The organism is Paraburkholderia kururiensis JCM 10599 = LMG 19447 (genome assembly GCF_003986935.1).
Classification (GTDB): Bacteria; Pseudomonadota; Gammaproteobacteria; order Burkholderiales; family Burkholderiaceae; genus Paraburkholderia; species Paraburkholderia kururiensis.
On sequence record NZ_RJZE01000001.1, the window covers coordinates 161,821 to 185,991 of the forward strand.

The following is a 24,171-nucleotide window of genomic DNA, read 5'->3' on the forward strand; positions in this document are numbered from 1 at the left end:
CATGCGGCGCGCGGCCTGCCCGCGCGCCGTCGCCTCTTCCCGCATGTCGCGCAGCGCAAACCGGCAGCCCGCGCCGACCATCGTGTTCGGCGCCTTCGATCGACACAACTTCGGCGACCTGCTGTTTGCGCATGTCGCCCAACGCATGCTGCCGGGTCGCGACGTGCACTTCGCGGGTCTCGCCGACCGCGATTTGCGTGAGTACGGCGGTCATTACGTCCACGCGATCGGTCTGCTGCTCGCCACGTTGAAGGGACGCGCGCCGGATGTGATTCACGCGGGCGGCGAGTTGCTCGCGTGCAATGCATGGGAGGCGGCCGTCATGCTCGCGCCGCCGCACGACCTGCAAGCCACGCTCGCGAGCGAAGACGCCTGGAAGCAAGACGGACGCGAATGGGCACAACGCCGGTTCGGCGTGGCCGCGCTCGCACCTTATGTGCTCTCGCGGGCGTCGCTGGGCGGCCCTGGCGAGCGCGACCTGAATCGCGTGATCTTCAATGCCGTGGGCGGCGCCGATCTGGCGTCGCGCGATCCGGCATTGCGCGCCGAAGTGCTCGCCAGTCTTCAAGACGCAAACGACGTGAGCGTGCGCGACCATCAGACGCACGCCGTCTTGCAGGCCCACGGCATCAAGGCGCGGCTCGTGCCCGACCCGGCCGTGATGGTGGCCGAGCTGTTCGGCAAAACGATTCGCCGCCGCGCAGCCGGCAGCATGCTGAAGGCGCTTCACGCCGCCTTCCCGCACGGCTACGCCGCCGTGCAGTTCAGTGCCGACTTCGGCGACGACGCGACGCTCGATACACTCGCCCGTGAAATCGACTGCATGGCGCGCCGTACGGGCCTTGGCGTGGTGCTGTTTCGCGCGGGCGCCGCGCCGTGGCATGACGACGCCGCCTGCTACGAACGGCTGGCCTCGCGACTGAGCGCCGCGACGTCGGTCAGCGTCTTTGCGTCGTTGAACGTGTGGGACATCTGCGCGCTGATTGCGAAGAGCCGCGTGTATTGCGGCAGCAGCCTGCACGGCAGGATCGTGGCCATGGCGTTCGCGCTTCCCCGCGTCAATCTGCAACGCGCTTCGGCCAGGGAATCGACAACCAAGCAGACGGCTTACGCAGCGACCTGGGAGCCCGAGGAAATTGCGCCGGCCGCAGTGGGCATCAACGAAATGGCCGACGGCATCGGCCACGCGCTGACCGCGCCCGCCAGCCTGCTGCGCGACACCGCCGCGGACCTCGCCCGCCGTTACCGCGAAGGATTCGAGCCCGTCCGCCTGGGCCTTGGCTGATCCGATCGAGCGTTTCAATAAGCACGCAGCCCCTCGCCAGGACTCACGCCCCGCAAGGCGTGGCGGCCATACGACAAGCGGCGCTTGTCGGTTGACGACCGTCCTTTTCGCCGATATCGTTGCCGACCATGTCCGATCGCGAATTCATCCACCCCGGCGTTCTCGTCCGTCAGAACTGCCTCGAACGCTTCAATCTGAGCGTGACGCGCTGCGCCGAGGTGCTGGGCGTGAGCCGCCAGGCGCTCACCAATCTGCTGAGCGGCAAAGCCGGCATCTCCCCCGAAATGGCGCTGCGGCTCGACAAGGCGTTCGGCGGCGGCGCCGAAACGTGGCTGCAACGGCAGTTGCTTCACGATCTTGCGCGGGCCCGGCTGCGGCTGGATGAACTGAACGTCACGCCGATGGTGCCGGAGCAGCAAGGCGCGTTGTTCTAGCGCGCGGGTCCGCGCGATTCGCGCCGCCAGGCCTTTGCCGTCGCGTTTGCTGCACCTGCACTACAATGCATGCCGTCTGATGTGTCTTGCAGGTCTCCCACACCATGTCCCCGTTTTTCCGAGCGTCTTCCTTCCTTCTCCTGCCGCTTCTGGCCGTGCTGGCCGCGTGCTCGTCCACGCCACAGAAGAAGTTCCAGGACGAAGAGTTGTTCAACTCGGGCACGAGCCCGTATCTGCACAACTTCGACAACGACAACGCGCGCACCTGCGAAGCCGCGCGCCGCGCGCTGCTGAGCCAGGGCTACATGACCACCATGACGCGCCCGGACACCGTGGACGCGACGAAGAACTTCCAGCCCGCCAGCGATTCGCACGTGGTCATCGAATTCCACGTGGTCTGCACGCAAGGCGACGCGGCCAATACGAGCGTGGTCTACGCGAACGCGGTGCAGAACGGCTACGAAATGAAGAAGAGCGATACGTCGGCAAGCGTCGGGCTTTCCATTCTGGGTTCGCTCTCGCTGCCTATCCGCTCGAACAACGACGCCATGGTGAAGGTGTCGAGCGAAACGATTCAGTCAGGCACGTTCTACGACCGCTTCTTCGACCTCGTGAGCCGCTATCTGCACAGCGAGGCGCAGTCCACGCCGGTGCCGGGCGGCGCAATCGACGTCACGCCACTGCCGCCGCCCCTCGTGCAGCATGTGACGGCGCCTGCTGCGATCCCCGTCGCCGCTGTCGCCGCTCCCGTCGCGGCAAGCGCAGCGAAGGCCGCAGCAGCGAGTGTCGAGACGACCGCGCCCGGCAGCGTCTCTGCAACGCAGGCAGCGGCAAGCGGTAGCGCGCCGGCGAACGTGACGGTGCCCGGTTCGACCTCGGTCGCGACGAGCAACACGCATGCGGCAAACGACGTAGCGACCCACGTTGCCAACAGCGGCAACACCGCCACCACGAGTTCCATCGCGACCGCGGCGGCACTCATGGGCGTATCCGCCACAACGAATTCCACGGCCGCCGCCACCGCTACACCCGCCGCCGTCCCCCTTGCACCGGCCGCGCCAGCAGCCAATCAGTGAGCCGCGCGAGAGGATGGGTAGCGCCACGCGCCTGACCATCCCGCTCACACTCTTCACAAATCTTTCCTCGCACGACGGCCAGTAACGGAAGTCATGCACAAGCACGACGCAAGTCGTGCGCGCCGCACGTGCCCCTCACCGCGCCAGCGCTTTCACACACACTTCGGCGCACGCGCGTTTAGCCCCTGCAGCAAGGGGCGAAACGCACACCACGCCAGTTCAGCAATCCCCTCTCCTCATCGATTACGTCCCGCCGCCGCGCCTCATTACACGCGCCGCGCCGCGAAACGCGCCGTAATCGCGCGCGTTGTCGAAAACCGACAGCGCCGCGCAGCCAATGCGCTTTAATCGCGGCCTGGCGGTCCGCAGAAGACGGTCGCCGGATACGCAACGCATGGCCGGTCTGCAGCGCGGACCCGCTCTCGTCGCCTCTCATTCAGCACTCAAGCAAACGATCTTCGGAGAAGTTTCGATGAAAAAGACACTCATCTCGCTCAGCGCAACCGCGGCGCTCGCGCTCGCGGGAACGGCCCACGCACAAAGCAGCGTGACGTTGTACGGCCTGATCGATGCGGGCATCACGTACACGAACAATCAGGGTGGCCACAGCAACGTTCAAGAAACGAGCGGCGCGGTGAACGGCAGCCGCTGGGGTCTGCGTGGCGCCGAAGACCTGGGCGGCGGCCTCAAGGCCGTGTTCACCCTCGAAAACGGCTTCAGCATCGCCAACGGCAAACTCGGTCAAGGCAGTCGCGAATTCGGTCGCCAGGCATTCGTGGGTCTCGCCAGCTCGCAATACGGCGCGCTCACGCTGGGCCGCCAGTACGATTCCGTGGTCGACTACCTCGGCCCGCTCGCCCTCACCGGCACGGGCTACGGCGGCACCCAGGCTGCGCACCCGTTCGATAACGACAACCTCGACAACTCGTTCCGCGTCAGCAACTCGGTGAAGTACCAGAGCGTGAACTACGGCGGCCTGAAGTTCGGCGGTCTGTACGGCTTCTCGAACGATGCGGGCGGGTTCGCCACCAACCGCGCGTATAGCCTCGGCGTCTCGTACAACTGGAACTCGCTCAACGTTGCGGCCGGCTATCTGCAACTCAACAACAGCGGCACCTCGCTCAATTCGAGCGGCGCCGTCAGCGACGACGCGACGTTCACGGCCAAAACCCAGCGCACGTGGGGCGTGGGCGCGAACTACGGCTTCGGCGGCGCAACCGTCGGCCTGCTCGTCACGCAGACGCACCTGAGCAGCCTGACGGGCATCGGCTCGTCGGCATCGGGCACGTCGAGCGGTCTCACGCTCGCAAGCGGCAGCGCACGCTTCAACAACTACGAACTGAACGGCCGCTATCAGCTCACGCCGGCCCTGTCGGTCTCGGGCGCGTACACGTACACGGACAGCCGCATCGCAGGCGTGAGCCCGAAGTGGAACCAGTTCACGCTGCAGACCGACTATGCGCTCTCGAAGCGCACGGACGTGTACCTGGAAGGCGTGTACCAGCACGTGAGCGACACGGGTAACAGCAGCATCCACGCAGTGATCAACGGCCTCTCGACGTCGGACACGAACCAGCAGGTCGCCGTGACGGTGGGGCTGCGTCACCGGTTCTGAGCGTTATGCGTTTGAGGGTCGAGGCGCTGGAGCTTTGAAGTATTGAGGCTTTGAATCCCGGCTCATCGGACGCGAGAAGCCGTAGCAAGCAGGAAGGGCGAAGTCCGGATAACCGGACCTCGCCCTTTTTCTTGATGCAGCGTGTTGTGCAGATCAATCGCGCCGTGCCAAACGCGCACCGCGAATCAATCCTCCGCCCGCACGCCCACCAGCAACGCCACCCCGCTCGCAAACAGCAGCAGCGCCAGCAGATACAACGCGTTGTCCATGCTGCCCGTGTGCGTCTTGATGAGCCCAATGGCCCACGGACTCACGATGCCGCTCGTAATGCCGATGCTGCTGATCATCGCAATGCCGGAGGCCGCAGCATTGCCCGAGAGCCACGTGGGCGGCACGGTCCAGAAGATAGGCAGCGCCGCGAAGATCAGCACCGCAGCAACAGAAAGAATCGCGAGCATCGCAGCGAGGCTCGAGAGATGCAGCGTGAGCAGCGCCAGCGCGATGCCGCCGCCCACGGTGCACGTCGCAAAGTGCCAACGTCGTTCGCCGCGACGGTCGGAACGACGCGCGATGAGCATGAGCCCCACTGCGCCGACAGCGTTCGGAATCACGGTGTAGAGGCTGATCCACAGCACGTCGTGCACGCCGAAGTCGCGGATCATCAGCGGCATCCAGAAATTGAGCGTGAGCGATGCGCACGTCAGCGAAAAGTAGATGAACGCAAAGAGGTACACGCGCGGGTTGCGCAGCGCATCGGCGAACGAGCGCGACGAATGAGCGTGGCCTGCCGCGCGATGGTCCGCATCGCGCTGTGCGATGAGATAAGCCTTCTCGCTCGCGGTGAGCCAGCGCGCGGCCTGCGGTCCGTCGACGAGCCACCAAGCCGCCATCAAGCCCAGCAATACGGCGGGCACGCCTTCGATGGCGAACATCCATCGCCAGCCTTCAAGGCCCAGCGTGCCGCTCATGTCGCGCATGATCCAGCCTGAGAAGAGCCCGCCCAGCACGCCCGCCACGGCCACGCCCGCAAAGAACACGGAGAGCACGGCTGCCCGCCGACGCGCGGGATACCAGTAGGTGAGATACAGCACGATGCCAGGAAAGAAGCCTGCCTCGAAGACGCCCAGCGCGAAGCGCAGCACGTAGAAATGCGTGGGCGTGGAAACGAACATCATGGCCGTGGAGGCGAGCCCCCACAGCAGCATGATCCGCGTGAACGTGCGCCGTGCGCCGAAGCGCGCGAGCAGCATGTTGCCCGGCACCTCGCACAGCACGTAGCCCACGTAGAAGACCGCTGCGCCCAGGCCATACATGGCGTCGCTGAAGCCCAGGTCGTGCTTCATCTGCAACTGCGCAAAGCCGATGTTGATGCGATCCAGAAACGACACGACATAGCAGACGAACAGGAACGGCACGATGTGCCACGAGACCTTCCTGTACAGCGCATCGTCGTGGGCATGAGCGGCGGGCTGCGCGACGCCGGGCGACGCGCTTCCCTCGGACCCGAGGTCCGATGCAATCGATTGAGGCATGTGTCTCTCTCCAAACAGGGATGAACCCGGAGCCGGGTTTGTCTCGATGCGGCGTCTGGTGCGCCGCTGGTCGTGGGCAATGCGGTTGTGTCTGGGGTCAGGCCGCCATGGGATGCGGCACGGAGGGCGCCTGCGGCGGCTCGCAACCGGGGCGCCGCTGCGCCAGCGCACCTTCGCGCGCGATACGCATGGCTTCGGTCAACGTCTCGTAATCGCCGATGTGATTGGCGAGCAGCAGGATCAATTGCGCGTTGGCCGACTGGCTCTGCGCGTCGTCCAGATCGCGATGCATCTCGATCAGTGCCTCGTAGAAATCGTCGGGGCGCGCGAGGTTCGGTTGAGTGTTGAGTGTCATCTGTCTCCTCCTTATGCCGTGCCGGCCACGCACAGTGCGCGTTTCAGGGCGCTTTCCACGCGGTCCGCATCCGTGTGCCGCCAGCGTGCGCAGACGTGCTGGTCAGGGCGAATCAGATAGAACGCGCCAGGTGTCGCGTCGTAACGTGCAGCCGCAAGGCCTTCCACGTCGCGCAAAACAATGGCCGATGACGGCAAGCCTTCGGGCACGTTCGCGCCATCGCTCACCACAGCGACGATCTTCGTCGGCACTGCGCCTTGTTCGATGCGTTGCAGCGCTGCCTGCGTCTGCGCGTCGAGACGATCAACACCACCGCAGAACAGCAGCCCCGTGAACGACTCTCCAAGCCAGTGCAGCAACCATGCAGACGCGCCCTTTACCTCTGCCGCCGAGGAAGATTCGCCGCACACCTGCACCGGCGCATCACAGCATGCGGCGCCCGGCATCATCTGGCCGGCGAAGCGCTCGACATCCGGCGTATTGAGCACCGACTCGTGCAGCACCGCGGGCACCGAGAGCCGTCCGCTGTTCACGAGTTGGCGCGCAAACGCGTGGTCGCGCGCCAGCGTGAGCACCGCGTCGCGGAACACGCGACTCACGGCGCTCTTCGGCGTGATGAAGTCGGTGGAGCGCGTCGAGTTGCGGATGTTCTCGTCCGCCGCGTATTCGCGTTCGCGGGCGTAGGTGTCGAGCAGCGCGTCCGTGGCGCGCCCTTCCAGCACCATCGCGAGCTTCCATGCGAGGTTTTCCGCGTCCTGCACGCCGCTGTTCGCGCCGCGCGCGCCGAACGGCGACACGCCGTGTGCCGAATCACCCGCAAACAGCACCTGGCCGTGACGGAAGCTGTCCATGCGCAGGCACGAAAACGTGTAGACGCTCACCCATTCCAGTTCGAACTTCGCATCGGGACCGAGCAGTGCGCGCACGCGCGGAATCACGCGCTCCGGCGTTTTTTCGAGCACCGGGTCCGCGTCCCAGCCCAGCTGGAAGTCGATGCGCCAGACGTTGTCGGGCTGCCGATGCAGCAGCACCGACTGGTTCGGATGAAACGGCGGATCGAACCAGAACCAGCGTTCCGTGGGGAAGTCGGCTTCCATCTTCACGTCGGCAATCAGGAAGCGATCCTTGAACGTGCGGCCGTGGCTGTCCAGACCCATGAGCTTGCGCACCGGGCTGCGCGAGCCATCGGCCGCCACGACGTAGCGCGCACGCAGCGTGTAAGTGCCGTCGGGCGTTTCCACGGTGAGCGTCGCGCCGGCATCCGGCGAGCCCGGCGTGCCGTGTTGTTCGATGCCCGTCACGCGGCTCTTCCAGCGCAGATCGATTTGCTCGAACGCCTGCGCGCGTTCCACGAGAAAGCCTTCCAGGTAGTACTGCTGCAAGTTGATGAACGCCGGCCGATGGTGGCCGCTTTCGGGCAGCAGATTGAACGTGTAGACCAGTTCGTCTTTGAGAAAGACCTTGCCCACGTTCCAGCTCACGCCCTTTTCGACCATGCGCTCGGCGCAGCCCAGACGGTCGAAGATGTCGAGCGTGCGCTTTGAAAAGCAGATGGCCCGCGAGCCCGTGGAGAGCGTGCAGTCGTCGTCCAGCACGACGACCGGCACGCCGCGCTGCGCGAGGTCGATGGCCGTGGCAAGCCCGATGGGCCCCGCACCCACGACCACCACCGGATGCACGTTCGCTTCACTGCCTGGCTGTAGTTCGGCACATGGCTTGTACTCGAACGACAGCGTCTGATAGTTGATCATGTTTCGTCTCCACCCTTCTCTTCCTCGCGCTTTTTTCGCTTTGCCTCGCGTTGCGGTGCGATGTCTTCTGGCGCGGGCCAGCCGCGCGCGAGGCCGTTGTTCGCGCGCCGGTCTTAGCCCTGCAATGCCTTCCACATTTCCTTATCGCGCTCGGCGGTCCAGATGCGCGGATGCTCGATGCCGCTCGCCTCGTCGTAGGCGCGCGTCACGTCGAACGGCAGGCAGTGCTCGTAGATGAACACGCTGCCGAACTTCGGGTCCATCGCTTCACGCGTGAGCGCCATCGCGCCCTTGAGGTCCATCTGCTTCGCCACTGCCGCGCGGCCTTGCGCGAGCAGCGTGGTCACGAAGTCCTTCGTGTAGTCGAGCCCCTTGTTCACGTCTTCGGGCGTGGTGAGCGCGGGCCCGCGGCCCGGCACGAGCTTTTCCGCGCCGAGCGCACGCAGTGCTTCGAGCGTGGCGGGCCACTGCGCGAGTTGCGCGTCGCCGCAGTAGCAGGCCGCGTCGTATTCCACGAGGTCGCCCGAGAACAGCACCTTCTGCGAGGGCAGCCACACCACCGTATCGCCCTTCGTGTGACCCGCGCCCAGGTGCGCGATGCGCACTTCGAGCTTGCCGAGAAACAGCGTGATTTCGCGCTCGAACACGAGCGTGGGCCACGTGAGGCCCGGCACCGTTTCGACACCGGCAAAGAGACGCGGAAAGCGCTCGATCTCCGACTTCATGTCCGCCTCGCCGCGCTCCACGATCATTTCGTAGGTGCCGCGGCTTGCGATGATCTGCTGCGCGCCCTCGGCGAAATACGCCGAAGCACCCAGCACGCGCACCGCGTGATAGTGCGAGAGCACGACGTATTTGATGGGCTTGTCGGTAATGGTGCGGATCTTCGCGATGAGGTCTTGCGCCATCGCGGGCGTGGCCGTGGTGTCCACGATCAGCACGCCGTCGTCGCCGACGATCACGCCCGAGTTCGGGTCGCCTTCGGCCGTGTAGGCCCAGGCGTTTTCAGAAAGCTGCGTGAAGGTGATCTGCTTCTGCTCCAGGTCGGCCTGCGAAGCGAATGCCTTTGCCATCGTCTGTCTCCGTGAAAGTCGTGAACGAGGCGAGAGGCCGTGCCGCAACGCAGCACACCGATGAGCGCGCGCGGGCAGCGCCGCGCCGGCATGACGGGAATGTCTCGCCCCGCTTGGACTGGTTGAGTGGCTGTTGTGTCGGGGTGAATCCATCATAGGACGTCGCCTTGTTATTTGTCAATAACGAATGTTGTTGCTATACGCTAATCTCCAGACGCGGTGCCGCGGACCGCACTACAGCAGCCCTACGGCGCCCGCCGGCATGCGGGAAACCCCGAAACCTTCGGTTAACATGAGACCTTTTCTTCCAGCGGACGGAAACGGCGTGACGAGACCAGCCAGGAACGCGACGGCGCAGGCACGCGGCAAAGTGCGCGACGATGCGGGGCACGAACGCCTTGCGGATAACGCCGCGTCTGCCCCCGCATCGGCATCGGCGAGCCGCACGCAACGCGGCATTCAGAGCGTCGAGGTAGGCGGCCGGCTGCTGCGTGCGCTCGCGGACGCGCGCGGACCGCTTGCGCTCTCGGACCTCGCGGCAAGCGGCGACCTGCCGCCGGGCCAGGCCCACGCGTATCTGGTGAGCCTCACGCGTCTCGGGCTCATCAAGCGCGACGAGCTGTCGGGCCGCTACGAGCCGGGGCCGCTCGCGTTGCGACTGGGGCTGCTGCATCTCGAACATCAGCCCGCGTTTCGCGCCGCCGTGCCGCATGCCGCCGCGCTCGCGCAGGAAACGGGCTTTAGCGTGGCAATCTGCATCGCGGGTCCGCAGGGGCCCACCATCGTGCGCTACGAGCATGGCGGTTTGCCGCTGCATGTGAACCTGCATGTGGGCACGGTAATGTCGCTGCCGGGTACGTCGACGGGCCGCGTCTTCTGCGCCTTCCTGCCGCCCGAACGCCTGCAACCGATGTGGGCGAGCCAGTCCGCATCCGCCGAAGGTTCGAGTGCAGCACAGCGCAGCGACAGCACCGAACAAGATGTGCAGACCGCATTCGAAGCCCTGCTGGAAAGCATTCGCGCACGCGGCATGGAGCGCGGCGTCAATGCGCCCACGCCTGGCGTGAGCAGCCTCTGCGTGCCCGTGTTCGATGCGCATAACCAGCTTTGCCTCGCGCTTACCGCCATCGGCGCAACGGGCGCTATCGACGTCAAATGGAACGGCCCCGTTGCGCGCGCCATGCGGGCCGCCGCGCTGGAAATTGGCGCCGCGCTTCAATCTTCGTCCGTCGACACATCATGCGTCGCGTAATGCCGCCCAACGCCGCCCATGGCGATGCCACACGCGGTGGCGCAGCGACCACAGCCCGCAAGAAGCCGCGCGCCGGCATCGACGAAACGGCGAAAGTCGTGGCAACGGCTGAAACCGTGGAAACCAGACAGCAACGCGGCATTCAATCGCTCGACAACACCGGCGAGTTGCTCGCGGCACTCGTTGCGGCCAACACGCCGCTCACGCTACGCGACCTCGCGGCCGCGGCCGGCATGCCGCCAGCGAAAGCGTTTCCGCATCTGGTGAGCCTGCAGAAGATCGGCCTGCTGAGCCGCGACAGCGCCGGGCGCTTCGAGGCGGGACCACTGGGCCTGGAACTGGGGTTGATCGCGCTGGCGAGGCTTTCGCCGCCGCGCGAGGCCGAAGCGGAGATCGTGGCGCTTGCCGCATCCACCGGCATGAGCGTCGCGATGGCCGTGCTCGGGCCGCTCGGGCCTACGGTGGTGCGGCTCGAGGAATCGCCGCGGCCATTGCACGTGAGCCTGCGCCCAGGCACGGTGATGTCGCTCGTGAACACGGCCATTGGTCGCGTGTTCGCGGCGTATCTCGACGACGACGTGCTGGCCCAGCTTCTGCCGCAAGACGATCTGCGGCTCGCGGGCGAGGTGGTCACCAATGCGGCCACAGACACGGCCACAACCACGGCTGCGCTGCAAACCACGCCGCACTACACGGAAGTCCTTACGCAAATCCGCACGAACGGCGCGGATACCGCCATCGATAAGCCCATTCCCGGCATCAGCACGGTGGCCGCGCCCGTCTTCGACCACACCGGCAGCGTGTGCCTCGTGGTCGCGCTCATGGGTCCGTCGGGTGCCTTCGATGCCGCGCTCACGGGCAACCCGGCGCATACGCTCTGCGCCGCCACGCAGCGGCTCTCGCGGCGCTTCGGCTACATCGACATGCAAGCCGCACGCGAAGCCTCCGTTCGCGAACAACCAGGAGAGTGATGATGAACGCCGCAGCCGAACCTCGCACGTCGTGGCGCCAGGTCGCCGACCTGCCCTGCCCGAAGGGTCTGCCGCTCGTCGGCAATCTGCTCCAGCTTTCGCCCGCGCGGCTGCATCTGATTCTCGAACGCTGGGCCGAAGAACTGGGCGCGCCGTTCCGCTTCCAGGTGGGCAACATCCCCATCACGGTGTGGACCGATACCGAACTGATCCAGTCCATCATGCGCGAGCGGCCGCACCGCTACCGCCGCTATCAGCCCATTGAAGCGGTGCTCGAGGAAATGGGCTGCAACGGCCTCTTTTCCGCGGAAGGCGCCGCGTGGGAGCCGCAGCGCAGGCTGGTCATGCAGGCGCTCTCCATTCCGAACGTCCGCGCGTTCTACCCGACGCTCGCGGAGATCACCGAGCGCCTGCGGCAGCGCTGGCTACGCGCCGCGCAACGCGGCGAAACGGTGGAGATGACCGAAGACCTGAAGCGCTTCACCGTGGACGTCACGAGCGCACTCGCCTTCGGCGAAGACCCGCGCACGCTGGAAAAAGAGCACGGCGTGATTCAGGAGCATCTCGAACTGATCCTGCCCACGGTGATGGCGCGCATCAACGCGCTCTTTCCGTACTGGCGCTACGTGAAGCTGCCGCGCGACCGCAAGGTGGACCACGCGCTCGCCGAAGTGCACCGCTACGTGCGCGAGATGATGCAGCGCGCCCGCGACCGCATGCGCGACGAGCCCTCGGAGACGCCCCGCAATCTGCTCGAAGCGATGCTCGCCATGCGCGACGAACCGGGCTCCATACTCACCGACGACCAGATCGCCGCCAACGTACTCACGCTGCTGCTGGCGGGCGAAGACACCACGGCGGATTCCATCGCGTGGACGCTGCCGTACCTCGCCGAAGACCCGGCGTTGCAGACGCAATTGCACAAGGACGCGCGTCGTATCTTCGACGCGGGCGGCAAAGACAACGAACGCGGGGTGTGCCCGGACTACGCCACGCTCAAGGAACTGGACCTGTTCGAAGCCATCGCGACGGAAGCCACGCGGCTGCGGCCCGTGGCCTCCGTGCATTCGTTCGAACCGCTGGAAGACGTGCGCGTGGGCGACGTCGAATTGCCTGCGGGCACGCGCATGTTCTTCCTCGCGCGGCCCGCCATGCTCGACGCGAAGAATTTCGTGGACCCGCAGCGCTACGCCCCGTACCGCTGGATCCGCAAAGGCGAGCACGGCGCCCACGACGTACGCGCCTATCTGCAGTTCGGCGCCGGGCCGCGCGTGTGCCCGGGCCGGCACCTCGCGAGTGTTGAAATGCGCCTCGTGCTTTCCATGCTGATGGCGAACTTCTCAATGGAACTGGCCACCGACCCGGCGAATATTCACGAAGTGCAGGCCTTCACGATGGTGCCCAGCACGATGCCGGTGAAACTCACGTTGCGATAGTTGCGATGTCTTCGCAGCGAAACGTTTTCTCGGGAACAAGGCTTGCTGGCTCTCCGGCGTCAGATGTCTGCACCTTGTCTGCACTTTTCCAGGAGAAATCATCGTGCTGAAATGGGCATTGGTATTCGCAATCATTGCAGTCATTGCCGGCCTGTTGGGGTTCACAGGCATAGCCGCCGGGGCCGCGGCAATCGCCAAATTGCTGTTTGGCATCTTTGTCGTGCTGTGTATCGTCTTTCTGGTGCTGGGGTTGGTTATCGCCAAAAAGGTGGTCGATTAGGGGCGCCTGCCTCCTGACGCCTCAACTTTCGTCGGCCCCGTCCGTGGCCGACATTCGATAAAGCGCGTCGAGGAACGCCGGGACGAAGCTGCCCGGCCCCTCGCTTGCCGCCACCGCCTGCTCGCCCGCGCGCGACATGGTTCGGCATGCCGTGGCTACGGCGGCGAGCCGGTCGCCGTTCGAGTCACGATTCGATGCGCAGAACGCCGCCACCACGGCCGATAGCGCGCAGCCTGTGCCCACCACGCGCGTCATCAGCGGGTCGCCACCGCTTACGGCGTAGTCGCGCGTGCCGTCTGTCACGTAGTCCACCGCGCCTGTCACTGCGACCACGGCGCCCGTTTGTCGCGCGAGGTCGCGCGCGGCAGGCAACGCGGCCAGCGATTCGTCGGCGCTGTCCACACCGCGCCCGCGTGCATCGCGGCCGGCAAGCGCCATGATCTCCGACGCGTTGCCGCGAATGGCCGCGGGCTTCAACGAAAGCAGGCCGCGCGCGAAGGCGGTGCGATAGTCGAGCGCGCCTACCGCAACGGGGTCGAGCACCCAGGGCTTGCCGGCACGCGTGGCCGACGTGATGGCTGCCAGCATGGCTTCGCCGCGTGCGGGATACAGCGTGCCGATATTGATGAGCACCGCGCCCGCTATCGCCGCGAACTGCGTGGCCTCGCTTTCGTCCACCACCATCGCGGGGGACGCGCCCAACGCGAGCAGCACGTTCGCCGTGAAGGTCTGCACCACCTCGTTCGTGAGGCAATGTACGAGCGGCTTCGCCCGGCGAAATTCGGCGAACGTGGTGGCCGCGATGTCGTCGGGCAATTCTTGAACGGATGTGTTTGTCATGGTCGTTGGCATCCCGAATGATGCATATGAGAGAGCGCGCTGCCCTGGTTCGTGAACGCAGACGCGTGCAGCGTTCGTCCAGCGCTGAAAGCGCCGTCACGCTAACCGCGCGCCGCGCGCGACGCAAGCCGCGCCGTGCCGTTTTACGCGCAAACGCAAACTCATTGCATTTCGTCTGCGCTGCCGGCCACCGGTTCGGCATCGTGCGTCAGACGCGCTTTCGCGTGGCGCATCTTCTCGAGCGTCTTCGGGCCCAGTTGCAAGGCCACGCCGATCGAAAGCGCATCCACGATGGAAAGATGCACGAGCCGCGACACGCCAGGCGTATTCGGATCGATGGGCGCCGGTATGCGCAGCAGCAACGGAATATCGACGAGCCACGCCAGCCGCGAGCCCACGTTCGTCAGCCCCACCGTAGTCGCGCCGCGCTCCTTCGCGATCTGGATGCTTTCGTTCACTTCCACGCTGCGCCCCGAATGCGAGATGGCGAACGCGACGTCGCCGGGTTCCATCAGGCCGGCGTAAAGGCGCTGCAAATGGCCGTCCGCGAACGCCGTGGCCGCAATATCGAGGCGCAGCAAACGCAATGCCGCGTCCTGCGCGACGAGGCCCGAACCCGAGCCTACGCCGAAAACGTAGACGCGCCGCGCCTGCGCGAGCGCGGAAATGGCGGCCTCGAACGCGGCGGGGTCGAGCGCATCGCGTGCATGCGTGATGCCCTGCACGGCGGCCTCGCCCACTTTGTCGAGCAGCGTGCGCACGTCGTCGCCATGCGCCACCGCTGTGGAGGCATAGGGCAAACCGCCTGCCACGCTTTGCGCCAGTTGCATCTTGAAGTCGCGCAGTCCATGCGCGCCCACGGCGCGGCAAAAGCGCGTCACGGAAGGCTCCGACACCTCGGCGCGTTGCGCGAGTTCGGTAATGCTCGCGCGCATGGCGAAATCGACGTCGCCGAGCACCATCTCGGCAACCTTGCGCTCAGCGGGCCGCAAACCGGTCAGGGCGTTGCGGATATGGGGAATCAGGTTCGGTGCAGCCAAGCTCTTGCGCTTCCTCTCGTTTACGTGCAACGCGTACCGCTCTGCGTATCGAACAGATGCAGATGCGCCGCGGGCAATCTCAACGTCACGCGCGCGCCGGGGCCTATCGTGGGCCGCTGGCGCGTGGTGACACACCACGTGCTCCCCCCTATTTTCCCGTACAGATGCGTTTCGGCGCCGGTAGGCTCGATCACTTCGATCTCCATCTCCACGTCGCCGGCACGGTTTGCGTCTTCACCGGCAAGTTCGATGTGCTCGGGACGAATGCCGAGCGTGACGCGCGCGCCCGCAGGGGTGGCCACGGCCGCCCCTGCCGGCAGCGCAATGCGGCGTCCGTCTTCGACCAGCAGCGCGAGGCCTGCGTCGCCCGCCACCACTTCCCCTGTTGCGAAGTTCATGGCCGGCGAACCGAGAAAGCTCGCCACGAAGAGATTCGCGGGACGGTCGTACAGCTCCAGCGGCCGGCCGATCTGCTCGATGCGGCCCGCGTTCATCACGACGATGCGGTCGGCCATGGTCATGGCCTCGATCTGGTCGTGCGTCACGTAGATCACGGTGTTTTTGAGCCGCTGGTGCAGCGCCTTGATTTCGGTGCGCATCTGCACGCGCAGTTTCGCGTCCAGATTCGAGAGCGGTTCGTCGAACAGGAACAGCGCCGGCTCACGCACCACGGCGCGGCCCATCGCCACACGCTGACGCTGGCCGCCGGAAAGCGCACGCGGCAGGCGGTCCAGGTATCCCGAGAGGTTCAGCATCTTCGCCGCGGCCTCGATGCGCGGCTTGAAGCGCTCCGTGGGCTCTTTGCGAATGCGCGGACCGAACGCGATGTTGTCGTACACCGAAAGATGCGGATAGAGCGCGTAGCTCTGGAACACCATCGACACGTTGCGCTGCTGCGGCGCGAGCGTATTGGCGCGCGACCCGCCAATCGTGAGTTCGCCGCCCGTAATTTCCTCGAGCCCCGCAATCATGCGCATCAACGTGCTCTTGCCGCAGCCCGACGGGCCAACCAGCACGACGAACTCGCCGTCGTCGATGTCGAGATCGACGCCGTGCACCACTTGCGTCTCGCCATACCGCTTGTAGATGCCGCTCAATTGCACTGCTGCCATTCCAGGACCTCTCCAGTGATGCGTTGCATTCGATGCTGCGATGCGCGGGGACTTCTCGAGCGCGCACTGCGATACCACCACGCTTTTGCTGCGACGAATTACAGCGATTCCAGCGTCAATTCCGCGGCCATCAGCCGGTTGCCCGCCATCAGGCCGCCGTCCACGGGCAGCGCCACACCCGTAATCACGCGCGCCATGGGCGAAGCGAGAAACAGCACGGCGTCCGCGATATCGTCGGGCGTCGCGAAGTCGCCGAGCGGGTACCACTTCTTCAGTGTCTCGAATACCTGGGGATCCTTATCTACGCGCGCCTGCCACGCTTGCGTCTTCACGGTGCCCGGGCAAACGATGTTGGCACGAATGCCATAACGCCCCAGTTCGATAGCCAGCGCCTTCGTGTAGCTGATGAGCCCCGCCTTCGCTGCGCTATACGCGGGGTGCCCCAGCGCCGTTATCCCGTTGACCGAGCCGATCAGCACGAGCACGCCGCTTTTACGCTCGATCATCGATTCGCGTACCGCTTCGACCGTGTGATACGTGCCGTTCAGGTTCAGATGCACGTCGTGCTGCCAGCTCGCGGCATCGGTCTGGGCAAGCGTGCCGGCCAGTGCCGCGCCCGCGTTCGCCACGACCACATCCACTGGACCGCGCTGCGCGACCGCCTGCGCCACGGCTTCGCGCACGGCGGTGGCGTCGGCCAGGTCCGCGACCACGGGCGTGACCTGCGTCGCATCGAGCGTGTCCGCGAGGGCCGCGAGCGCCGTCTCGTTCATATCGAGCGCGAGCACGGTATCGCCCGCTTCCACAAAACGCCGTGTGAGCACGCTGCCGATTCCCCCGCATGCTCCCGTCACCAGCACCACGCGATTCATCGCTGCTCCTCGTGTAAATTTCCTACATAGTGCGCATCGACCGGGATATCGACCACTCGCAGGCGACCTGCCCACAGACGCCGCATCGCACAAAAACGCCTGTTTTACAGTATGTTAGTCACAAAATTTGCCCACCACGAATATCGACAATCCTACGTGACAAGCTTTTTTTCGTCATGTAGGATTTTTTCAAACAATTCAGCCCAAGCCGCCGGCGCTACGGCAGCGGACCCACCCAGGAGAGAGAGAAATGTCGTTACAGGCACGTGTATCCACCGCGCTCGGCAGGCTCGCCGTGGCGCTCGCGTTCGCAGGTATCGCCCATGCGGCGCAGGCCGATACGGTCCGCGTCACCGTCGCGCACTACAGCGACGCCACGGCGCCGTACTTCGAGAAGATGGCCCGCCAGTTCGAGAAGGCGAACCCGGGCACCACCATCAAGATTGAAGACGTGAACTGGGACACGCTGCAACAGAAGTTGCAGACCGACATTTCGGGCGGCGCCAACGCGGACCTCGCCATCGTCGGCACGCGCTGGCTGCTCGACTTCGTGAAAGACGACGTGGCCGAACCGCTGGACGGCTACATGGACGCGAACTTCAAGTCGCGCTTCATCGGCCCGTTCCTCGCGCCCGGCGTAATCAACGGCAAGACCTATGGCCTGCCCATCGCGGCCTCGGCGCGCGGGCTCTACTACAACAAGGACCTGCTCGCGAAGGTGGGCTACCCGAACGGACCGAAGACGTGGAACGACGTGATCGCCGCCTCGAAGAAGCTGAAGGCGATGGGCGTGGCCGGCTTCGGCCTGCAGGGTAAGGAAATCGAAACGGACGTGTACTGGTACTACGCGCTGTGGACCAACGGCGGCGACGTGATCGGCAAAGACGGCAAGGCCGCGTTCGCTTCGCCTGCCGGTGTGAAGGCGGCCACGCTCTACAAGTCGATGATCGACGACGGCCTCACCGAACCGGGCGTGACGGGCTACAGCCGCGAAGACGTGCAGAACCTCTTCAAGCAGGGCCGCGTGGCAATGGTGATCTCCGCGCCGTTCCTCGCGAAGCAGTTGAAGAAGGAAGCGCCGAACATCAAGTACGGCATTGCGCCGGTACCGGTGGGCACCAACAGCGCCACGTATGCGGTGACGGATTCGATCGTGATGTTCAAGAACTCGAAGGCGAAGAAGACGGCGTGGAAGTTCCTCGACTATCTGTTCACGAAGGAACCGCGCGTGGAGTTCACGAGCACCGAAGGCTTCCTGCCCACCACGAAGGCTGAAGCAACCGACCCGGCCTTCAACGATCCGGACACGAAGGCGTTTATCGCGCTGCTGCCGAACGCGCGCTTCGCGCCCACGGTAACGGGCTGGGAAGACACGGCCAAGGCGGTCACCAACGCGATGCAGGCCATCTATCTGGGCAAGGCGAAGCCCGCCGATGCGCTCAATGCCGCTGCGGCCGACGCCAACAAGGCGCTGGGGCATTAACAGCACTAAGGGCACCAGCGGCACTAGCAGCACGGGCCGCAAATGCCGGGCGGTTTGCCACGACGAGTCTATGAACTCATCGCGGTAAGCCGCCCGAAGACCGACGCAACGCACGACGCACCCCGAACGTCAGCAGGAACCCGCAGGACCGCAACGTGACCTTCAACACGACTTCCGGCCGAACCCCGGACACCGCACCTGGCGCGTCGCAGTCCGGCCGCACACGCCTGCGCCGTTCCGCTTCCACGCAGCCACCCGCGCCGTGGCTGCTGATCGTGCCGAGTCTGCTGCTCGCGCTCTTCATCATCAGTTATCCGATCTACAACATCGTGTTCCAGTCGCTGCACGAAGTCTCGCGTTTCGGGGCGATTCGCGGCTTCAGCGGCTTGCAGAACTTCTACAACGTGTTCGCCGACCCCGTGTTCACCGATTCGCTGCGCCGAACGCTGATATGGACGGGCTGCGTGGTGGGCGGCACGGTGCTGATCTCGGTACCTGTCGCGCTGATTCTGAATCAGGACTTCTATGGGCGCGGCGTGGCACGCACCATCATCATGCTGCCGTGGTCCGTTTCGCTCACCATGACCGCCGTAGTGTGGCGCTGGTCGTTCAACGACGACTACGGCATGGTCAACGTCACGCTGCAACGACTGGGACTGATCGCCGGCCCCATTCATTGGCTCGCTACGCCGGAACTCGCGTTTGCAGTGGAAATCGCGGTGGGCATTCTGGTCTCCATTCCGTTCACGGTCACGATCCTGCTGGGCGGCCTGTCTTCCGTGCCCGCTGACATCTACGAAGCCGCCCGCATCGACGGTGCCAACGCATGGCAGCAGTTCCGCAAGCTCACGCTGCCGCTGCTCAAGCCGTTCATCAACATGGCGATCCTGCTCAACGTGATCTACGTGTTCAATTCGTTTCCGATCATCTGGGTGATGACGCAAGGCGGCCCCGACAACGGCACGCACATTCTCGTGACGTATCTGTATGAACTGGGTTTTCGCCTTGGGCGGCCGGGCGAAGCGGCGGCGGTGTCGCTCATCATGCTGGCCATGCTGTTCGTCTTTTCGATGGCCTACCTGCGGCTCCAGGCGAAAGGCGGTAACGCACAGGGAGAACTGGCATGAGCGCCAAGGCCAAACGCACGCTCTGGTGCTGGCTCGCGCTTGCGCCGCTCATCGCGATCGTGCTGTTTCCGTTCGCCGTGATGTTCTTCACCGCACTCAAGCCCGCCTCCGAAGTGTTCGTCTACCCGGCGCGCTGGCTACCTGTGCATTGGCACTGGCAAAACTTCGTGGATATGTGGGACGCCGCGAACTTCGGCGTAGCGCTGCGCAACAGCCTCATCATCAGTTCGCTTTCCACGCTGCTCGCGCTCGCCGTGAGTCTGCCCGCGGCCTACGCGATGGCGCGCTTCCCGTTTCGCGGACGCGGCGCGTATCGCCAGTTCCTGCTGGTTACGCAAATGCTCTCGCCCATCCTGCTCGTGGTGGGCCTGTTCCGCCTTGCCGCGATGATTCCCTACGGCGACGGTAACCTCGTGGATTCGAAGATCGGCGTGATCGTTTCCTACGCGGCGTTCAACATCGCGTTCGCGGTATGGATGCTCTCGTCGTATTTTCAGACGGTGCCGCGCGATCTGGAGGAATCGGCCTGGCTGGAAGGATGCAGCCGCACGCAGGCCGTGCTGCGCGTGTTTCTGCCGCTTGCGGTGCCGGCTGTCGTGGTGACGGCGATCTTCACGTTCATCAATGCGTGGAACGAGTTCGCCGTGGTCTACACGTTGATTCGTTCGCCCGAAAACAAGACGCTCACGGTGCAGGTCACGGACATGGTGGCCGGCAAATACACCGTAGAGTGGCATCTGGTGATGGCCGCTACGCTGTGTGCCACGTTGCCGGTCTCCGTGGTGTTCGCGTGGTTGCAGCGGTATCTGGTGAAGGGGCTGGCGCTGGGCGCGGTGAAATAAGCGCGCGAATGACGAGCCGAGAATTCAGAAGCCCGATTCGTCCCACCGCGCATCGCGTACCTGGACGATGCCCGCTTCGATCTGCACCGGAAACACGGCCACATCTTCATAAGCAGGCGGCGCCAGCACCTTGCCGGTTCTGATGCAAAAGCGCGCGCCGTGTCGCGGGCAGATCACCTCGTCGCCTTCCACTGCGCCGCCTGTCAACACGCCGCCGTCGTGCGGGCAGATGTCTTCGATCGCATAGCAGGTGCCGTCCAGATTGAACACCGCCACCTGAACACCGTCCACGTCGACGCTGCGCACGGCGCCCGGCGGAAAGTCGTCTATTGCGGCCACCTCAACCCAGCGTGACATCTCAAAGCATCCCTAACTGAAGGCGCGCCGCTTCGGACATGCGTTCGAGCGACCACGGCGGTTCCCACACCAGTTCGACGTGAACGTCGTTCACGCCAGCCACGGAAAACACGGCGTCTTCAACGGTGGCGGGAAACGTCTGCGCAACGGGGCAGCCCGGCGCCGTCAGCGTCATATCGATCGCGACCTTGCCTGCGGTGTCGTCTACCTCGAGGCCGTACACGAGCCCAAGGTCGTAGATGTTGACCGGTATCTCCGGGTCGAACACGCCACGCAAGGCTTCGATCACACGGCTGCGCAGTTCGTTATTGCCGGGCTGCGGCAGCTCCTCTTGCCGCGTTTCGTCGAATGCATTCATGGTGCTTTCCTCGCTTCATTCCTCGTCTTATTCGGTAGAGACGGCGTCGCGCTCGCCATGCAGTGCCGCGTGCAACGTATGCCAGGCGAGCGTCGCGCACTTCACGCGTGCGGGAAACTCGCGCACGCCACCCAACGCCGCCAGCTTGCCTAGCGCAGCCTCGTCGTGCACCGGCTCGCCTGGGGGCGCCGTGACCATCTCGTGAAAGCGGCCGAACAGCGTCTCGACTTCGGTCTGCGGGCGGCCCTTGAGCGCCTCCGTCATCATCGAGGCCGACGCCGTGGAAATCGCGCAGCCCGCGCCGTCGAAGGCGGCCTCTTTGACCACACCGTCTTCCACCTTCAGGTACAGCGTGATGCGGTCGCCGCAGAGCGGGTTGTAGCCCTCGGCCTTATGCGTTGCATCAGGCAACGGATGGCAGTTACGCGGGTGCCGATAGTGGTCGAAGATCACTTCCTGATAGAGGTCGCGCAAATCGCTCATGCTCCGAATACCTCCCTCACATGGGTCAGTGCCTGCACGAGTGCATCCACGTCGGCCCGAGAGTTGTAGAGCGCGAACGACGCCCGCACGGTGGCCGGCACGCCGTAGCGCTGCATCACGGGCATCGCGCAGTGGTGCCCCGCGCGCACAGCTACGCCGCAGCGATCCACGATAGTGCCGACGTCGTGCGCATGCACATCTCCAAACACGAACGAGAGAATGCCGGCTTTGTCGGGCGCCGTACCGATCAGCCTGACCTGTGGAATGCCCTGTATGGCCCCGGTCGCGTAGTGGAGCAAATCGGCTTCGTGTGCGCCGATCGCCTCGATGCCGATACGGCTCACGTAATCGAGTGCCGCCGCAAGTCCGACCGCGCCCGCAATGTTGGGCGTGCCCGCTTCGAACTTCCACGGAATGGCGTTGTACTGCGTCTTCTCGAAGCTCACGCTGCGAATCATGTCGCCGCCACCCTGCCACGGCGGCATCGCCTCCAGCCGTTCCGCCTTCGCGTAGAGCACGCCGATGCCAGTGGGGCCGTAGATCTTGTGGCCGGAGAACGCATAGAAATCGCAGCCGATCGCCTGCACGTCCACCGGCACATGTGCAATGGCCTGCGCGCCGTCAACGAGCACCGGCACGCCGCGCGCATGCGCTGCCGCCACGAGCCGCCGTATCGGGTTGATGGTGCCAAGCGCGTTGGACACGTGCGTAACAGCAGCCATGCGCGTGTGCTCGCTCAGCATGCTTTCGAATGCGTCTACGTCGAGCGTGCCGCTTTCGTCGATCGGCACCACCTTCAAGACCGCGCCCGTCTGCTCGCAGACCATCTGCCAGGGCACGATGTTCGAGTGATGCTCCATGGCGGTGATGAGAATTTCGTCGCCCGGCTTCGCGAGTGGGCGCACGAAGCTCTGCGCGACGAGATTGATCGCCTCCGTCGTGCCGCGCACGTAGACGACTTCCTCCTTGCGCGCGGCGTTGAGGAAGCGCGCGATGCGTGCACGCGCGCCCTCGTAGGCATCTGTCGCGCGCTGCGAAAGCAGATGCACGCCACGATGCACGTTCGCGTTGTCGTGCTCGTAGTAGGCGCGCTCGGCTTCGATCACCGTGCGCGGCTTCTGCGTCGTCGCGCCGTTGTCGAGGTACACGAGCGGCGTGTCGTACACGCGTTCGTCCAGAATCGGAAAGTCGCGCCGCCACTGCGCCACGGTCTCTTCATCCACGCCCTGCATGCGTTCCATCGGCTTCATACCATCTCCCGAATACGCTCACCTTCCGGCATGCGCGCGAGCAGCAGCCGCGTGAGCCTGGCCCGTACGCTCTCCATGCCGACGCGGTCTACGCTGTCGCGCGCAAAGGCCCAGATCAGCAATGCGCGCGCCATACGTTCGTCGATGCCGCGTGCACGCAGATAGAAGAGCGGATTCTCGTCGAGTTGACCCACGGTCGCACCGTGCGTGCACTTCACGTCGTCGGCGTGAATTTCCAGTTGCGGCTTGGTGTCGATCTGCGCATCGCGTGAGAGCAGCAGATTGTGATTCGCCTGATGCGTGTCTGTCTGCTGCGCGTCGGGATGCACGACCACGCGCCCGTTGAACACGCCGTGCGAGGCGCCATCCAGCACGCCGCGGTAGTACTCGCGACTCGTGCCGTGCGGCTTCTCGTGATCGACACGCGTGTGATGATCCACATGCTGCCGCGCGCCCACGAAGTAGAGCCCGTTCAATTCCGCATGCGCGTCCACGGCCGAAAGGCGCGTGTCGATCTGCGTGCGCGAAAGCGCGCCGCCAAACGCAAACGAGTGCGACGTAAAGCGGCTCGCCTGCTGCTGCGCGACGTCGACGCGTGAGAAGTGAAACGCGGTGCGTGCCTCCTGCTGCAGCCGGCAATGTTGAATGTCCGCCTCGGCCGCCGCGACGATCTTCGTCACGGTGTTGGCGAGATAGGCGTCATCCGCCACGCCGACGAACTGTTCGACAATCGAGCAGCGCGCGCCGGCATCGGCGAACACGGCATTGAACGCGTGCATGGCAAGCCCGGCTTCGTCCGTGATGAACAGCATCTGCAACGGCGCTTCGATATGCGCTCCGCGCGGTAGCACGACGACGTAACCGTCGCTCATGAACGCTGTGTTGAGCGCCGCGAATGCGTCATGCGGCGCGTGCTGCGCAATGACTGCTTCGAGCCGCTGCGGAATCTCGCGCATCGCGCGCGTGAGGCTGCCGACGAACGTTCCCTCGGGCAGATCGGGTAGACGCGAATAGCGGGGAATGTGCCGTCCGTTCACGAACACGAGTCGTCCTGCGGCTTTGTCGAGCACGAGGTCATTCACGATGCTCGCCACATCCACGTCGTCTCCACGCGGCGACGTGAAGTGCCACGGCCGCTGCGCGACAGTGGCGACGTTCGTGTACTTCCAGTCTTCGAGTTGCGTAGTGGGAAAGCCAAGCGCCTCGAACTGGTCCAACGCATGGCGCCGCGCACTGCGCAGCCAGCCGAGTTCCGCGCCAGGCAGCGTGCGCGCCAGCGTCTTGAACGCGGCGTGGAAAGGGTCGAGCGTGGATGCGCTCATGACTGTGACTCCTGTTTCGATGTCT

The 24,171-nt window shown here is 65.0% G+C and carries 24 protein-coding genes; 11 read left to right on the top strand and 13 right to left on the bottom strand.

Annotated features, from left to right (window positions below; translation table 11 throughout):
* Nucleotides 1-43 precede the first annotated feature (43 nt).
* From PKKP23_RS00690 to PKKP23_RS00705, 4 genes are all read left to right on the top strand, one after another.
* On the top strand, nt 44-1,285 hold the full coding sequence (locus tag PKKP23_RS00690; RefSeq protein ID WP_126875415.1) for a polysaccharide pyruvyl transferase family protein: 1,242 nt from the start codon (nt 44-46) through the stop codon (nt 1,283-1,285).
* A gap of 128 nt (nt 1,286-1,413) precedes the next feature.
* On the top strand, nt 1,414-1,719 hold the full coding sequence (locus tag PKKP23_RS00695) for a HigA family addiction module antitoxin (protein ID WP_017773979.1): 306 nt from the start codon (nt 1,414-1,416) through the stop codon (nt 1,717-1,719).
* 104 nt (nt 1,720-1,823) lie between these two features.
* Nucleotides 1,824-2,795, top strand: coding sequence for a DUF2242 domain-containing protein (locus PKKP23_RS00700; protein WP_126875416.1), 972 nt, complete (start codon nt 1,824-1,826; stop codon nt 2,793-2,795).
* A gap of 472 nt (nt 2,796-3,267) precedes the next feature.
* The gene (locus PKKP23_RS00705; protein WP_126875417.1) at nt 3,268-4,410 is read left to right on the top strand and encodes a porin; all 1,143 of its coding nucleotides are present in this window, start codon (nt 3,268-3,270) and stop codon (nt 4,408-4,410) included.
* 185 nt (nt 4,411-4,595) lie between these two features.
* Here PKKP23_RS00705 and PKKP23_RS00710 read toward each other — a convergent pair whose 3' ends face one another.
* The 4 genes from PKKP23_RS00710 to PKKP23_RS00725 form a co-directional block, all read right to left on the bottom strand.
* Nucleotides 4,596-5,942, bottom strand: coding sequence for an MFS transporter (locus PKKP23_RS00710; protein ID WP_017773982.1), 1,347 nt, complete (start codon nt 5,940-5,942; stop codon nt 4,596-4,598).
* Nucleotides 5,943-6,039: 97 nt separating this feature from the next.
* Nucleotides 6,040-6,297, bottom strand: a complete 258-nt coding sequence (locus PKKP23_RS00715) for a DUF2783 domain-containing protein (protein WP_017773983.1) — start codon at nt 6,295-6,297, stop codon at nt 6,040-6,042.
* Nucleotides 6,298-6,308: 11 nt separating this feature from the next.
* Complete coding sequence (locus PKKP23_RS00720) at nt 6,309-8,048, bottom strand: FAD-dependent oxidoreductase (protein WP_126875418.1); 1,740 nt, start codon at nt 8,046-8,048, stop codon at nt 6,309-6,311.
* Nucleotides 8,049-8,161: 113 nt separating this feature from the next.
* Nucleotides 8,162-9,121 carry an MBL fold metallo-hydrolase gene (locus PKKP23_RS00725; protein WP_017773985.1) on the bottom strand — a complete coding sequence of 320 codons (960 nt, stop codon included), beginning with the start codon at nt 9,119-9,121 and terminating at the stop codon, nt 8,162-8,164.
* Nucleotides 9,122-9,491: 370 nt separating this feature from the next.
* Between PKKP23_RS00725 and PKKP23_RS00730 the strand changes: the two genes are divergently transcribed.
* From PKKP23_RS00730 to PKKP23_RS00745, 4 genes are all read left to right on the top strand, one after another.
* Nucleotides 9,492-10,373, top strand: coding sequence for an IclR family transcriptional regulator (locus PKKP23_RS00730; RefSeq protein ID WP_126875619.1), 882 nt, complete (start codon nt 9,492-9,494; stop codon nt 10,371-10,373).
* The gene (locus PKKP23_RS00735; RefSeq protein WP_240658666.1) at nt 10,361-11,344 is read left to right on the top strand and encodes an IclR family transcriptional regulator; all 984 of its coding nucleotides are present in this window, start codon (nt 10,361-10,363) and stop codon (nt 11,342-11,344) included. The genes PKKP23_RS00730 and PKKP23_RS00735 overlap by 13 nt, the downstream gene beginning before the upstream one ends.
* Nucleotides 11,344-12,780, top strand: a complete 1,437-nt coding sequence (locus tag PKKP23_RS00740; RefSeq protein WP_126875419.1) for a cytochrome P450 — start codon at nt 11,344-11,346, stop codon at nt 12,778-12,780. The genes PKKP23_RS00735 and PKKP23_RS00740 overlap by 1 nt, the downstream gene beginning before the upstream one ends.
* Nucleotides 12,781-12,883: 103 nt before the next feature.
* Nucleotides 12,884-13,060 carry a DUF1328 domain-containing protein gene (locus PKKP23_RS00745; RefSeq protein ID WP_017773989.1) on the top strand — a complete coding sequence of 59 codons (177 nt, stop codon included), beginning with the start codon at nt 12,884-12,886 and terminating at the stop codon, nt 13,058-13,060.
* Between the two features lie 21 nt (nt 13,061-13,081).
* On the opposite strand, the gene thiM is transcribed toward PKKP23_RS00745, so the two are convergent.
* From thiM to PKKP23_RS00765, 4 genes are all read right to left on the bottom strand, one after another.
* Entirely contained in the window at nt 13,082-13,900 is an 819-nt protein-coding gene (thiM, locus tag PKKP23_RS00750; RefSeq protein ID WP_126875420.1) for a hydroxyethylthiazole kinase, read from the bottom strand.
* A gap of 161 nt (nt 13,901-14,061) precedes the next feature.
* The gene (locus PKKP23_RS00755; protein WP_126875421.1) at nt 14,062-14,940 is read right to left on the bottom strand and encodes a MurR/RpiR family transcriptional regulator; all 879 of its coding nucleotides are present in this window, start codon (nt 14,938-14,940) and stop codon (nt 14,062-14,064) included.
* 20 nt (nt 14,941-14,960) lie between these two features.
* Nucleotides 14,961-16,052 carry an ABC transporter ATP-binding protein gene (locus PKKP23_RS00760; RefSeq protein ID WP_126875422.1) on the bottom strand — a complete coding sequence of 364 codons (1,092 nt, stop codon included), beginning with the start codon at nt 16,050-16,052 and terminating at the stop codon, nt 14,961-14,963.
* 98 nt (nt 16,053-16,150) lie between these two features.
* A complete protein-coding gene (locus PKKP23_RS00765; protein WP_126875423.1) occupies nt 16,151-16,924 on the bottom strand; it encodes an SDR family oxidoreductase in 774 nt (257 codons plus the stop codon).
* Nucleotides 16,925-17,174: 250 nt separating this feature from the next.
* On the opposite strand from PKKP23_RS00765, the gene PKKP23_RS00770 reads away from it, so the two are divergent.
* The 3 genes from PKKP23_RS00770 (at nt 17,175) to PKKP23_RS00780 (ending at nt 20,376) form a co-directional block, all read left to right on the top strand.
* Nucleotides 17,175-18,407: an ABC transporter substrate-binding protein gene (locus PKKP23_RS00770; protein ID WP_017773994.1), complete on the top strand. Its 1,233-nt coding sequence runs from the start codon at nt 17,175-17,177 to the stop codon at nt 18,405-18,407.
* Nucleotides 18,408-18,634: 227 nt separating this feature from the next.
* On the top strand, nt 18,635-19,534 hold the full coding sequence (locus PKKP23_RS00775; RefSeq protein ID WP_026121284.1) for a carbohydrate ABC transporter permease: 900 nt from the start codon (nt 18,635-18,637) through the stop codon (nt 19,532-19,534).
* Nucleotides 19,531-20,376, top strand: coding sequence for a carbohydrate ABC transporter permease (locus tag PKKP23_RS00780; RefSeq protein WP_017773996.1), 846 nt, complete (start codon nt 19,531-19,533; stop codon nt 20,374-20,376). Before PKKP23_RS00775 ends, PKKP23_RS00780 begins: the two co-directional genes overlap by 4 nt.
* A 24-nt stretch (nt 20,377-20,400) precedes the next feature.
* On the opposite strand, the gene PKKP23_RS00785 is transcribed toward PKKP23_RS00780, so the two are convergent.
* Genes PKKP23_RS00785 through sufD form a run of 5 tightly spaced genes read right to left on the bottom strand, consistent with a single transcriptional unit; the run spans nt 20,401 to nt 24,146 of the window.
* On the bottom strand, nt 20,401-20,733 hold the full coding sequence (locus PKKP23_RS00785) for a Rieske (2Fe-2S) protein (RefSeq protein WP_126875424.1): 333 nt from the start codon (nt 20,731-20,733) through the stop codon (nt 20,401-20,403).
* 1 nt (nt 20,734) lies between these two features.
* Nucleotides 20,735-21,091, bottom strand: a complete 357-nt coding sequence (locus PKKP23_RS00790; RefSeq protein WP_126875425.1) for an SUF system Fe-S cluster assembly protein — start codon at nt 21,089-21,091, stop codon at nt 20,735-20,737.
* Between the two features lie 27 nt (nt 21,092-21,118).
* The gene (sufU, locus tag PKKP23_RS00795) at nt 21,119-21,574 is read right to left on the bottom strand and encodes a Fe-S cluster assembly sulfur transfer protein SufU (protein ID WP_126875426.1); all 456 of its coding nucleotides are present in this window, start codon (nt 21,572-21,574) and stop codon (nt 21,119-21,121) included.
* Nucleotides 21,571-22,824, bottom strand: a complete 1,254-nt coding sequence (locus PKKP23_RS00800) for a cysteine desulfurase (RefSeq protein WP_126875427.1) — start codon at nt 22,822-22,824, stop codon at nt 21,571-21,573. The genes sufU and PKKP23_RS00800 overlap by 4 nt, the downstream gene beginning before the upstream one ends.
* Nucleotides 22,821-24,146, bottom strand: a complete 1,326-nt coding sequence (gene sufD, locus PKKP23_RS00805) for a Fe-S cluster assembly protein SufD (RefSeq protein WP_126875428.1) — start codon at nt 24,144-24,146, stop codon at nt 22,821-22,823. Before sufD ends, PKKP23_RS00800 begins: the two co-directional genes overlap by 4 nt.
* Nucleotides 24,147-24,171: the final 25 nt, after the last annotated feature.